Source organism: Neobacillus cucumis, assembly GCF_023715505.1.
Genome location: NZ_JAMBOH010000040.1, coordinates 1 through 12,809, shown reverse-complemented (window position 1 = coordinate 12,809; position 12,809 = coordinate 1). Strand labels below are relative to the sequence as shown.

Below are 12,809 nucleotides of genomic sequence, written 5' to 3'. Positions count from 1 at the left end.
AATTTTTCTGTTTCCTTAATGATCTATTTAAGAATGTTGTAAGACACTTTTTGCAAGATGCAAAACCTTTTCAGCCGTAAATCCAAATTTCTTCATAACTGCTGCTCCATCACCTGAGGCACCGAATGTCTCGATGGAAAGAATTTTCCCTTCAAATCCCACAAATCTTTCCCATCCAAGTGAAATTCCCATTTCTATGGCAACTCGTTTTGAATTTGAAGAAGGGAGTACAGATTCTTTGTAATCATCTGATTGCTTGCTAAACAATTCCCAGCTTGGCATTGCCACAACACGAACCGATATTTTTTCTTTTTCGAGTTCCGTTTTTGCATTAACTGCCAACGATACTTCTGAACCTGTAGCAATTAAAATTACGTCTGGTGTTGAATTTGTTTCTTCTAGTACATATGCTCCCTTAGAAAGGTTCTCCAAATTAGCTTTTGTCTCATTAAAGATCGGTAAGTTTTGGCGGCTTAAGATTAACGCAACCGGACCTTCTGTCTGCTGAAGAGCATATGCCCAAGCATTGGCAGTCTCATTTGCATCCGTTGGTCTTATCACCGTTAAACCTGGTATAGAACGAAGTGCTGCAAGATGTTCAACCGGTTCATGAGTAGGACCATCCTCACCAACTGCGATGGAATCATGTGTAAATACATAGATCACTGGAAGCTTTGATAAAGCTGCCAGACGGATAGACGGACGAAGATAATCATTAAATACAAAGAATGTACTGACAAAAGGTTTCACACCGCCGTGATAGGCCATACCATTGGCTGCTGCTCCCATTGCATGTTCACGGACCCCAAAGTAAACATTACGTGCACCGTATGATTCAACGGCATACATTTTTTCACCTTTAATTTCTGTCATTGTAGAATGAGAAAGGTCTGCACTTCCGCCAAAGATTGCTGGCACAGTTTTTACATAATGGTTAATTGCTTCCCCGCTGGCCACACGAGTTGAAATGGCTTTCCCTGTATCAAAGGTCAATATATCTTTTGTATCAATCAGCACTTTTCCATCTATCGCATTTGTCAATTGATCGGCTAATTCTGGATATGCTTGCTTATAGGATTCGAATAAGCTTATCCAATTTTGCTCAGTGTCGATCCCTTTATTCTTTAATTGTGCAAAGTGTGCTTTTACTTCCTCTGGCACGTAGAAATCCTCTTCATAAAGCCAGTTATAGGCTTGTTTTGTCGCTTTTCCTTCTTCTGCTCCAAGCGGTGCACCATGTGCTTTATTGGTTCCTGCTACCTTTGGACTGCCATATCCGATGATTGTTCTAATTTCAATCAAACTAGGCTGTTCTGTATTTTGTTTGGCAGCTTCAATAGCATTAGAAATGGCTTCAAGGTCATTTCCATCCTCCACTCTCAAATAATGCCAATTTGCTGATTCTGCTCTTTTCTCGATATTTTCAGAGAATGAAGCATTTAATTCGCCATCCAATGAGATATCATTTGAATCATAAAGAACAACTAGCTTACCAAGTTTCATATGGCCAGCCATTGACATCGCCTCGTAGGAAACACCTTCCATTAAGTCGCCATCTCCGACTAACGCATAGGTGTAGTGGTCAATAACCGGGTGACCTTCTTTATTAAACTTCGCTGCTAAATGTGCTTCTGCCATTGCCATCCCAACTGCGTTCGCAATCCCTTGACCTAATGGACCTGTAGTTGCTTCCACACCTGCTGTATGACCAAATTCAGGATGCCCCGGCGTTTTGCTATTTAACTTCCGAAAGCTTTTCAAATCATCAATCGTGACATCATAGCCAGCTAAATGAAGCATGCTATACAACAAACTTGATCCATGTCCAGCGGATAAAACAAAACGATCGCGGTTAAACCATTTTGGGTTTTCAGGATTGTGATTCAGATGTTTTGCCCATAATGCATACGTCATGGGTGCTGCCCCCATCGGGAGACCAGGATGACCTGAATTTGCCGCATTAATGGCATCAATAGATAATGTTCGAATCGTTGTTACTGCTAAATGATCAATTTTTTGAGACATCGTTATTTCCTCCAGATTATTTTAGATGTGTAGTAACGTTTCCTTACTTTCTTGAAACTTTTCATCAAGCCACCATTTAAAGCCATCTTCCAATAATAAGGAATCAGAAGCTGCAGGTCCAAATGAACCTGAGAGATAAGGATGGAGCGGTACTAAATTTTTCTCAAATGCATGAAGAATCGGCTGTACCCATTCCCATGACAATTCAACTTCTTTCCAATGAGCAAAGAATGTAGAATCCCCGTTAACAGCATCATAGATTAGTCTTTCATACGCTTCAGGTACTCCTAAACCTATTTGTTCATTAGAAAAATTAATTCTTATTGGAGTAAGCTTTCCATTATTCAATGGGTTTTTGCTGTTTAATTGTAAGGAAATATTTTCATTCGGATTGATTTCAATGATTAATAAGTTAGGATCAATTGGATTATTTTTATATGGTTGGTTTTCCTTATTCTTAAATTCGATCACAATCCGCGTCGATTTTTCCTTCATCCTTTTTCCTGTACGAATGTAAAAGGGAACTCCAACCCATGATGGATGATCCATCCACAAACGGGCAGCGATAAATGTATCAGTCATAGAAGAAGGATCTACTCCAGGCTCTTCTAGATAACTTGGAACTTTTTGATCATTTACCTTACCTGAGCTGTATTGGCCGCGGACAATATCGTATGAGACATCTTCTTCTTTTAAAGGACGAAGAGACTCAATGACCTTCCGCTTCTCATGCCTTATTCCCGCTGGGTTAATTTTTTCAGGCTTATCCATGGCTGTCATCATCAAAATTTGCAGCATGTGGTTTTGAACCATATCACGGATTGCCCCTGCTTGGTCGTAATAACCTGCTCGCTTCTCAACCCCAACAGTTTCACTGGCAGTAATTTGGACATTTGCAATATGATCTTTATTCCAAACCGACTGTAGAATGGGGTTGGCGAAAGCCAAGGCTTCTAGGTTTTGAACCATTGGTTTGCCCAGGTAATGGTCAATTCGATAAATTTCCTCTTCCTTAAAAGCACGGCTTAGTTTTTGATTAAGTTCACGTGCAGATTTGAGGTCATGACCAAAAGGCTTTTCAATGATTAATCGTTTCCAGCCAGCTGCCTGACCAAGGCCGCTACTTGTAATATTTAGGGCAATTGTATCAAAAAATTCAGGTGCCACTGAAAGGTAAAACAAACGATTTTGTGTTAAATCAAGTTCGTCTTCCCGCTGCTTAACTAGTTGAAGCAGTTGTTGATAATCTTCTTTATTTGTAACATCCAATCTACTGTAGCGGAAATAGTCTAAAAACTCTCCCATATTTGCTGCCTCATGTTCAAGGCGGCGTGAAAAGTCCAAAATTGAGTCTTTCACTTTTTCATGAAATTCTGAATGAGAAAGCTCTCCTCTTCCGAGTCCAATAATTGATATCGACTGCGGTAATTTTTGATCCACATATAGGTTGTAAAGAGCTGGGAAAATTTTTCTCTTTGCTAAATCTCCTGTAGCTCCAAATAAGACAAAGGTCATTGATTCCATTATTCTCCCCCCATGTTCGTATTCTGATTTCTCCCATTTTCTAGCTTCGGACAATCGTTGCAAGCTTTTTATCTTTAATGGTAATAACAATATCTGCCATGCCTACAAATAATCCGTTATCGACTACACCTGGTTTAAGGTTTAGGTTTTTTTCTAACTCTTTTGGGTGCGTAATTTCTTTAAAGCTGCTGTCTATAATATAGTTACTGTTATCTGTTAGATAAGGGATCCCATCCTTTTGCCTTAAATTCGGATTGCCTCCCAGTTCCCTGATGTGTTTTACTGTCATTTCGTATCCAAATGGAACGACTTCTATCGGCAGTGGAAAAGTTCCTAGTGTATCTACATTTTTATCAGAGTCGGCAACGACAATGAAAGTTTTGGCTGCTGCAGCGATAATTTTCTCTCTTAAGAGGGCACCGCCGCCGCCTTTTATGAGATTTAACTCAGGATCTACCTCATCTGCTCCATCAATGGCGACATCAATGTGTTCAATCTCAGCGAACGAAACAATCGGAATGCCAAGTTCGATCGCCAGTTGTTTCGTTTGTTCTGAAGTCGGAACTCCTTTAATGGAAAGTCCCTGCTGGACTAACTGACCAAGCTTCGTGATGGTATAAAATACAGTCGAACCTGTACCGAGTCCAACTACCATGCCATCTTTCACATATTCAACAGCTTTTTCTCCCACTTCTTTCTTTTCATTCAAGGCTTTATCTCCCTTCAACTAAAGTTGGGATTTCTCCATTATTAATTTTCCATTGTTTCGCAACTTGTTCTCTTGCCATTTGCAAGATTTGTTTATATGGAGTGTCCTTTCTTACAATGACATTGGTATGATAATTTTTTTCCGTTGTAATTAAGTTTTAATGTTACTTCAATCATAATGTTCACTCCTTAATAAGTTCATTAATTTATAATTATTTTTGACGCCTTTTTTCATCAAGTTATTTTTGTTACATGAGTTACTTTATGTAACCATAATATCTCTTACCCTTAAGAAGCGTCAAGTAATTTATCTCGAATTAAGGATATTATTATTTAGTGATGTAAAAAATTCACGCCATCCTAAGTTGGATAGCGTGTGATACTTTTCTTATTCTTTATCCCCCCTCTAAATGTTGCATGTTTTCTTAATGAGCTAGAAATGACTAAATCGCAATATTCCTCAATCATGTCAAATTCTAATTGATGCAGATGCTGTCGGTAAAAGAGATTATTATCTCTGAAGGTACGAATGCTGAAATTCCTGTTATCCTTGTTACTAGCTTTTCTCACTTTTCTACTGTGAAACAACCGTCAGGATTGGAAACCTTTTATGTTGATCCTGAAGCAGATTCTGCAGGTTATCGGATTATCAATTTAGCACAAAAAGGAGATTTAATCGTTGCACAAGATTATGTTCTTACTTCCCTAGGTTTAGCAAAAGGGTGTACGGTTCTTCACCAAAATGGGTATAGCTATACAAATGAGAGCATTGATCAATTTTTACAAACACGTTATTTGAGTGCAATGGCTCAAAAAGCTGAAAGCGTACAAAAGGGCCAATACCATTTACAGCTGAGGATCGGGAGAAATTTAGGAGGCTTTTTAAAAGAGGATTTCAGGATAAAAATTTAGAAAATAAAAGAACCCCCACCTTCTAACATGCAAAAATTAAGCATCAAAAAGGGCCTCTTTTAATATGAAAAAGAATGACACGTCACATAATTAGAAGAAATACACAGATAGAGGTTATTTATAATTAACTCAACTTTCGCACCTGGAAAAATGTAATGAGTTTATATGTGTGTAATGTTTTGGTTAAAGTATGGTACTAGACTTTAAATATAGGCATGAAAAAACACCTCTTCATTTGGTATAGTTGATTTGTCGAGAATCACAATACCATACAGAAGAGGTGCCCCCTATATGATATCGAATAATGGTCAAAATAAGCAACTACCAAATGAACTAACATCGACATTTAAAGAATTACAGGTACTAAAATATCTTAGAAAGGCTGGAATAACAAAGTCTTTGGGCTTTTCTTGTGGTTACCTTTTCCAATTAATTTTTTGTTTGATCTTTGAAAACAAGAATTGGTATCGGACGCTTGAAAGTAGAAAATCTACCGATTTTCCTGCTAAGGACACTGTCTATCGTTTCTTGAATCAGTCAACCTTCGCGTGGCGTAGATTTTTACTGTTTCTTAGTGTCCACACAATTGAAAAGGTAACAAAACTCTCGAAGCATGACCGACCGAAGGTCTTAGTATTAGATGATTCTTCTTATGATCGAAATCGTAGTAAATCCGTCGAATTATTAGCTCGTTGTTTTGATCATGCCTCTCAAAAAATGCGCTTTTATAAAGGCTTCCGTATGCTTACCCTTGGTTGGACAGATGGTGCAACTTTCATTCCTGTGGACTTTTCTTTATTGAGCTCCAAAACAAGCCAAATTAACGGAATATCAAGTAAAATCGACAAGCGGAGCACCGGCTACAAACGCCGTCTTGAAGCCTTACAATCTGCACCAGAACAAATCCCTAATATGATTCAACGTGCGTTGAACGCTGGGATTGATGCTTCATATGTGTTGATGGATACTTGGTTTACCCATCAACCACTTATTAAGAACATCAAAGAGCAAGGGCTTGATGTAATTGGCATGGTTAAGAATTTAAAACAACGTTACCTTGTAGATGATAAGCGTGTCAGCTTAAAGGAACTCTACCGTTTGGCAGCACCTATTCATGGAAGAAAAGGGATTCTTCGCTCTATTCATACTACCCAAGCCAATGGAGTTCCGGTTAAAATGGTATTCGTTCAAAACCGTAATAAAAAGAGCGAATGGCTAGCGATTCTGAGTACAGACTGTACGCTAAGTGACCAAGAAATCATCAGAATTTATGGGATGAGATGGGATATTGAAGTGTTTTTCAAAACAACAAAATCCCTATTAAAACTCCAAAAGGAGTTTCAAGGTCGTTCTTATGACTCCTTAATTAGTCATACAACGATTGTTTTTACACGATATATTGTTCTGTCCAGGCAAAATCGGTGTAGCACGGACCAAAGAACATTAGGCGGTATGTTTTATGAACTTTGTGATGAAATTAGTGACCTCGATTGGGCAATTGCGCTTCAGCAATTAATCGAGCTTCTTGAAGATACCCTTAAAGAGAGTAACAAAAAGATTCAAAAATTAATTAAAAGTCAACTAGAGCAATGGATTGCGGGCTTGCCTAACTATATCAAGGCATACCTGCCTATTTCAGTCTGCGAAAGTTGAGTAATTAAAAAGTGGAAGTAAGATTTTAAAAAATAATGAAAACAGTAAAAGAGGGTTCATTTTAATGAAATAGATTTATCCTCCATTAGAAAAAATATATTGGTCTATTTTGATCTTAAAATCAATTTATGAAAAGGGAAAAGGTGTGCGAAATGAGGACTAAAACGATGTACTCACTGTAATATCAAATAGTTATTAGGAATCAGCAGGGCAAAAGCTTATGAGTTGGTTCATTCTGGGGAATTTCATACAGTGAAAGTCGGTACTAGGATACTCATACCTAAAAAATCTATCTAGAAATGGTTAGAGGGGAAAATTAAAGATTATACGGCTCAAAACGAAAAGAGAGGCTAAAGTAGCATGGATCTTGCTACAGCAGAACTACAAAAGGAATTGGACAACGATATTTCTAAACCTGATCTATACTTGGGTGATTACCTAGATTATTGGCTTAAATTGTATACCAAATCAAATACTTCGCCCAATACCTACAGAGCGTATGAGCAAATCATCCGTGTTAATTTAAAACCTGGATTAGGGACATATTAAGTTACAAGATTTAAACCCTTTACATTTACAAAATTATTATGTGGAAAAACTAGTAGATTTATCTGCTCAAACATTCAAACATCATTATCGATTGTTATCTAAAGCATTGAATGATGCGGTAGATTGGGAGTTTTTGAACAAAAATGTCGCTCAGAAAGCCAAGCCGCCAAAACCAAAAAAATATAGAGCGACTTTCTATTCTAAAGAGGAATTAGACTGACTTATTGAAGCAGCAAAATCGAGTACTGTATATTACCCAATGATTTACACGGCAGGTAATACTGGGGCTCGTTTAGGTGAGTTACGTGCTTTGAAGTGGACTGATATCGACTTTGATAATCGAAGAATAACGATTACCAAATCCGCTTATGTGGATGAAGAGGGCAAAGTACAAATTAAGGATTTAACAAAGGGTGAAAAAGATGGTACGATTGTGATTGGAAAAAAGCTTATGAATGTATTAAACAGCCACTACACTCGTTATCAAGAGATAAAGAACCGTTTAGGGGATAGCTTTAATTCCAATGATTTAGTTTTTTTAAATTCAAATGGTGATTATACTCACCCACGTGAGTTACACCGAATTTATAAACGTGCAATTAAACAAGCAGGTTTAAAGGATTCTCGCTTTCAGACACAAGGCATTCTCACGCTTCCATTTTGCTACACAAAAAAATGTACATCCCAAAATTGTCAGTGAGCGTTTAGGTCACTGACAATTTTGGGATTACATTAGATTTATATAGTCATGCGGTCCCTTCTCTTCAGGAACAGGCTAGGGAAGTATTTGATGACGATGATGAAAACGAATAGTCAAAGTACCGTTTTGGCACCCAGATGGCACCCCGAGTTTGAAAAGGAATTGAATTGAGATTTGCTACTTAATATAGGAAATGTCTCAATCCCTTGATATATAAGGGTTGGCGGGGCTGCGTGAGAATTGAACCCACCAGACCAGGCACGCAGGTCTCAGGCAGTTTTGAAGACTGAACGTCCTTTATTCAACTTTCTTCCCTGTCATTTAGAACAGTTTAATTCCCGCCAAATCAACTTGAACTTAGTTTTATTAATAAATGTCACTAGTTTTTTCTTATTTAATCACTAGTATTAATGTCTAATTCACTAGTATAAGTATACTCTATATTTTTTAGTTTTCCCTTTCATATCACATCCACACTTTCTAAAAATTCCTTTATTCACTGAAAGTTCTCAAAATACCGTTAAGATAGCTGCAACGCCTGGGAATAACACAGAAATGATGTTAAGCACCACACAAGCAGTTTTGAAGACTGTGTATGGGACCAGTGGTCAAATCAGCTTTAAATTCCCCAGTTATATCAAGGGTCTCGGCAGTCTCTTGATAGTTTTTTAGACCGTTTTCCCTCAACCTCTACAGTCTCCATTTTAGAATAAATATTTACTTAAGACAATTTAAAATATTATCCATTCAACCGTAAGGGGGATCACAACCACCAAAAACCATTTCAAGAGTAGTTATACCAGTTGAAGAAGTAAAAAGACAGGGGTAATTCCGCTTAGTAGTAGACGGCTTTGGTAAATCAATGCATCTGAGTATTGACACCAAAAGAAAAAACGGAATCATTTGGAAACCTTCTTTTTTGTTTGTTTTATTATTATCATAAGGACATTTCTCTCTTTCACTACCTATTTCTAGCCCATCTTCCTTTTGCCATATCCCCGAGGCGCTGTATGTTTATATGCGTTGTTTGATTGGGGGCTTACGTTTAATCCCGCAAAACACCTTGCAAGATAAGGAATCAATTTAATATTTTATAAAAGTTGCCTATCAATATAAGTTAGCATTCCTGTCCTATTTGCTATGTGTCATATAATCAAAGAGCAAAAAATTGGTCACAAAACCTTCCCAAGATATTCAACAATTTTTATTAATTTGTTGAATAATCAACGAATTGCGTTAATTTAACCATTGTATGCATCCTGTATCCTTTTATAATTATAAACAGATGTTGAGCAATCAATATTGTTTATTATTGTGAGAAGAAGTAGAGGGTACACGAGTATGAATCGAAGCAATTTACAATCATATTGAAACTCTCCCGTAAGGAGGAATTAACGTGGAACGCTTATGGACGAAATCGTATATTCTTATGATTATTGGGATGTTTTTCTTATTCACAGCATTTTATATGCTGTATCCAACACTACCGTTGTTTATTAAGAAAAGAGGTGGAAACGAATCCCAGGTAGGTCTGGCAATGGGAGCGTTTATGCTTTCTTCCGTTATCTTTCGACCATTTGTCGGAGGGCTACTGGACCGCTTTGGTAGGCGACCGTTTATCGTTTGGGGATTGCTATTCTTCGCTGTTGCAATGTACATGTACAATTGGATTGAAGGAATCGTTGTATTAATGTTACTCAGAATATTGCATGGGATAACCTGGGCAGCTTCCACAACCGCCATTAGCACCGCCGTAACAGATTTGATTCCGTCCACCCGACGAGGAGAGGGTATGGGTTGGTCTGGGATGGCTATGACATTGGCTATGGCAATAGGTCCGATTTTCGGTCTATGGGTTACACAGAACCTGTCGTACCATTCTCTATTTCTATTTGCAGTGGTCCTCTCTGCCACGGCTCTGGTCTTAACGTTCGGTGCAAAAATGACCTTTACGCCTCAAACGGCTTCAAGGAAAATTGGACTTTTTGAAAAATCGCTCTTTCCCATTACGGCATCCGTCTTCTTACTGTTTATCGCTTATGGCGGTATTACTAGCTTTGTGCCGCTGTTTGCCGACTCAATCAAGGTTAATTCAGGTACATTTTTTTTGGTTTATGCAGCCACGCTTGTTTTAATTCGGCCCTTTGCTGGAAAACTTTCAGACAAATACGGTGAGACGTTTGTTATTATACCAGCAAAAGTGGTTACGATTTCGGCTTTAGTTGTCTTGAGTTTCTCGACCAATTTATTCGGAGTAATCATTTCCGCAATTATGTACGGTATTGGTTTCGGTTCCGCACAACCTGCTCTTCAAGCCGCAACCCTACGTCTTGTCAGCTCAGAACGTACAGGTGTAGCCAATGCTTCTTTTTCTACTGGTGCAGACCTAGGAATCGGGCTAGGTGCTATTATGTTAGGCTGGGTTTCTCAATACTCGAATTTCCATGTTTTGTTCACGGTCAGTGCCGTGTCAGTCACGTTTTCCCTCTTGATGTTTACTTTTTTTGTGAAACGGTCGCTGAAAAACAAAGACTTTAGCACTCAGAACACTGGTTCTCTAGCTTCCAAATCAGGTTGACATAGCCATTTTAATATCTAACTTGGTAGCATCCATGCTAAAATAGTACAAAAAAGCCGATTTTCCTTTCCGTAAGTGGGGTAATCGGCTTTTTCAATAACTTTGTGAAGGAATATACTTAAAATAACCTGCCCGTTAGCCATCCATGCAGCGGAAAAATCGTCGCTGCACCACAGAGAATGAAAATGAATTAGAATCGTCAATACTGATTCTACGGCTGGAGAGGAAGGTCGATGAACTATGGTGCGTTAGAACCCATCCGTTAGTCTGACTCCAACGACCACGGTGCACCACTGACTGTCGCTCCCTTCCTTTTTTTTAAAATGAATGAGCTGCGTCTTCTTAAGTATTGCCTTTTTTCAGATGTTACAGAAGTGAATTTTCATAGTAGTTTAAGTGAAATTCTTCACATTTTCATATGCAAAAAAGGGGCTCAATTTTAGTTTAAATTTCAACAAAAAACCCGACCAATTAACGGCGGGTTCACCTTTCTTTTAAAGCAATTTTGTTAATCAGTTTGGAATTGTACTCATTTGCATCAAAACTATAGTGTACACGACGATGACAATTCGGTACCCTTTTGTTTTTGGGCACCCATTTTGTAAAATAATTAGTTTTCTTTGAACACTCGTTCTGGTTTTCCTTTAACCGTAGTAGGTTTGATAACCAAATCATGAACTTCCATAATACTTTCCTTCAACTGTATGCAATTATTTGAAGGTCTTCCACCGTAATTTTCTCTATGCCATGTCGCAAAATCATGGCCGTTATTATTGTTGTAGACTTGAGGTGAAAGTTTAAGCTCAAGAGGATTAGCGATCCCTGTTGACTCAATGATAATTATGTCTGGTTTAACTCGGCGGTAAAGATTTAACAGGGTTGAACTTAAATCTTCTCGCATTGTACAACAGATACACCCATTTAACATTTCTGCAACCAGCACCTCATCATTGATGAGTAGGCCATCCAAATTGACATCTCCTATCTCGTTCATGATTACTGCTGGTCGTTTCCCGTTCAGTTGAAGGTACTTCAACATATTCGACAGTAAAGTCGTTTTTCCACTACCTAAAAATCCCGAAAGGACATATACAGGTATCACTTTCTTTTCATCTTCCTCTCTAATTCCTTAAATTAGTACTAGACTAGCTTACCTAACGTTAAATGTATTGACTATTATTTGATATGTAAAGTTTAATCTTTATCGGTGTTTCAACTTCATTAGATTTACAAAATCGCTATTCCTTCACCCTAATAAATACGGTTGAAAGTATTAATTAGTTGTTTTATCGAATGATACAGAAGCATACGCATCGTGAAGATGGATGGATTCTTCATTACGACATTCTACTTTAAATGATTGGACAAATGGTACTTCATATAGGTCTGCAGCCACAAGGCGAACCATGTCCTCGACAAAGCGAGGATTTTCATAAGCTTTTTCAGTCACTATTTTTTCATCGAGACGTTTTAAAATCGGGTGAATTACAGCACTGGCGTTGGATTGAGCAGCGTTTAACAGAGTAACTTTCCAGTCAATCGATTCATCATAATCATCCGTTAACAACACATTCATTTTAATGAACCCCCGTTGATTATGAGCACTATACTCACTAATTTCCTTGGAACAAGGGCATAAGGTCGTTACAGTACAGGTTAATTCAACCTTTCTTTCTACAACCTTTCCATTTCGATACGAAAACAAGATTCTTGCATCAGCACTGTTCAATCCTGTAAGAAGAGATGAAGGGGCTGTTTGTTCATAAAACCAAGGGAAACTTACTTTTAGTTGTGCATCCTTTTGGCCTAAACGTTCTGATAATTCTTTAATAAAATCGGATAGTTGCGAAAAGGTTAAGGTAAATCCTTGTCTTCGATACAGCTCCAATTGTTCGGTAAAACGACTCATATTTGTTCCCTTTACATTATGAGGAATAGTGGATGTTAGCGTAAAGGTAGCTATAGTAGTTTGCGTTAGCGGCTCTATCGTTGAGATTACAGTAACATGAGTTTTAACGTTTATAATACCAACAGCGGATTAACCCCCGAATTTTGGACAATTACTCTCTTAATCTATCATTTTCGTAGTTTTTTATTTTTTGATTTCTTTCGTTGTTTTTTCAGAAGGCCAAGTTGCTTGACATGGAGCCTCTGCGGGCA

Annotated in this window: 11 protein-coding genes and 1 pseudogene; 6 read left to right on the top strand and 6 right to left on the bottom strand. The window is 38.0% G+C overall.

The window, feature by feature from the left end; genetic code table 11:
* Window positions 1-27: 27 nt before the first annotated feature.
* The 4 genes from tkt to M3226_RS28490 are packed head-to-tail and all read right to left on the bottom strand — an operon-like array spanning window position 28 to window position 4,409.
* A complete protein-coding gene (gene tkt, locus M3226_RS28505) occupies window positions 28-2,025 on the bottom strand; it encodes a transketolase (protein ID WP_251572521.1) in 1,998 nt (665 codons plus the stop codon).
* A gap of 21 nt (window positions 2,026-2,046) precedes the next feature.
* Window positions 2,047-3,549 carry a glucose-6-phosphate dehydrogenase gene (gene zwf / locus M3226_RS28500; RefSeq protein ID WP_251572519.1) on the bottom strand — a complete coding sequence of 501 codons (1,503 nt, stop codon included), beginning with the start codon at window positions 3,547-3,549 and terminating at the stop codon, window positions 2,047-2,049.
* A gap of 40 nt (window positions 3,550-3,589) precedes the next feature.
* Complete coding sequence (rpiA, locus tag M3226_RS28495; RefSeq protein ID WP_251572517.1) at window positions 3,590-4,258, bottom strand: ribose-5-phosphate isomerase RpiA; 669 nt, start codon at window positions 4,256-4,258, stop codon at window positions 3,590-3,592.
* Between the two features lie 4 nt (window positions 4,259-4,262).
* Window positions 4,263-4,409 (bottom strand): BA3454 family stress response protein, encoded by a 147-nt coding sequence (locus M3226_RS28490; RefSeq protein ID WP_374110701.1) that lies wholly within the window; start codon window positions 4,407-4,409, stop codon window positions 4,263-4,265.
* Window positions 4,410-4,712: 303 nt separating this feature from the next.
* Here M3226_RS28490 and M3226_RS28485 point away from each other — a divergent pair.
* From M3226_RS28485 to M3226_RS28470, 6 genes and pseudogenes are all read left to right on the top strand, one after another.
* Window positions 4,713-5,195, top strand: a pseudogene (locus M3226_RS28485) (DUF188 domain-containing protein).
* Window positions 5,196-5,460: 265 nt separating this feature from the next.
* A complete protein-coding gene (locus M3226_RS28480; RefSeq protein WP_251572514.1) occupies window positions 5,461-6,822 on the top strand; it encodes an IS4 family transposase in 1,362 nt (453 codons plus the stop codon).
* A 201-nt stretch (window positions 6,823-7,023) separates the two neighbouring features.
* Window positions 7,024-7,119, top strand: coding sequence for a helix-turn-helix domain-containing protein (locus M3226_RS32385; RefSeq protein ID WP_374110700.1), 96 nt, complete (start codon window positions 7,024-7,026; stop codon window positions 7,117-7,119).
* A 63-nt stretch (window positions 7,120-7,182) separates the two neighbouring features.
* On the top strand, window positions 7,183-7,371 hold the full coding sequence (locus tag M3226_RS32895; RefSeq protein WP_374110698.1) for a hypothetical protein: 189 nt from the start codon (window positions 7,183-7,185) through the stop codon (window positions 7,369-7,371).
* Window positions 7,372-7,594: 223 nt separating this feature from the next.
* Window positions 7,595-8,071, top strand: coding sequence for a tyrosine-type recombinase/integrase (locus M3226_RS28475; RefSeq protein ID WP_308212002.1), 477 nt, complete (start codon window positions 7,595-7,597; stop codon window positions 8,069-8,071).
* Between the two features lie 1,396 nt (window positions 8,072-9,467).
* Window positions 9,468-10,649 (top strand): MFS transporter, encoded by a 1,182-nt coding sequence (locus M3226_RS28470; RefSeq protein ID WP_251572510.1) that lies wholly within the window; start codon window positions 9,468-9,470, stop codon window positions 10,647-10,649.
* Window positions 10,650-11,259: 610 nt separating this feature from the next.
* On the opposite strand, the gene M3226_RS28465 is transcribed toward M3226_RS28470, so the two are convergent.
* Together M3226_RS28465 and folE2 are read right to left on the bottom strand one after the other, a co-directional pair.
* On the bottom strand, window positions 11,260-11,751 hold the full coding sequence (locus M3226_RS28465) for a CobW family GTP-binding protein (protein WP_308212000.1): 492 nt from the start codon (window positions 11,749-11,751) through the stop codon (window positions 11,260-11,262).
* Between the two features lie 171 nt (window positions 11,752-11,922).
* The gene (gene folE2 / locus M3226_RS28460) at window positions 11,923-12,672 is read right to left on the bottom strand and encodes a GTP cyclohydrolase FolE2 (RefSeq protein WP_308212001.1); all 750 of its coding nucleotides are present in this window, start codon (window positions 12,670-12,672) and stop codon (window positions 11,923-11,925) included.
* Window positions 12,673-12,809: the final 137 nt, after the last annotated feature.

Excerpts from the sequence above, each read along its gene's own strand:
- M3226_RS28480 (WP_251572514.1), top strand. The coding sequence starts at position 5,461 with ATGATATCGAATAATGGTCAAAATAAGCAACTACCAAATGAACTAACA.
- M3226_RS32895 (WP_374110698.1), top strand. The coding sequence starts at position 7,183 with ATGGATCTTGCTACAGCAGAACTACAAAAGGAATTGGACAACGATATT.
- zwf (WP_251572519.1), bottom strand. The coding sequence starts at position 3,549 with ATGGAATCAATGACCTTTGTCTTATTTGGAGCTACAGGAGATTTAGCA.
- tkt (WP_251572521.1), bottom strand. The coding sequence starts at position 2,025 with ATGTCTCAAAAAATTGATCATTTAGCAGTAACAACGATTCGAACATTA.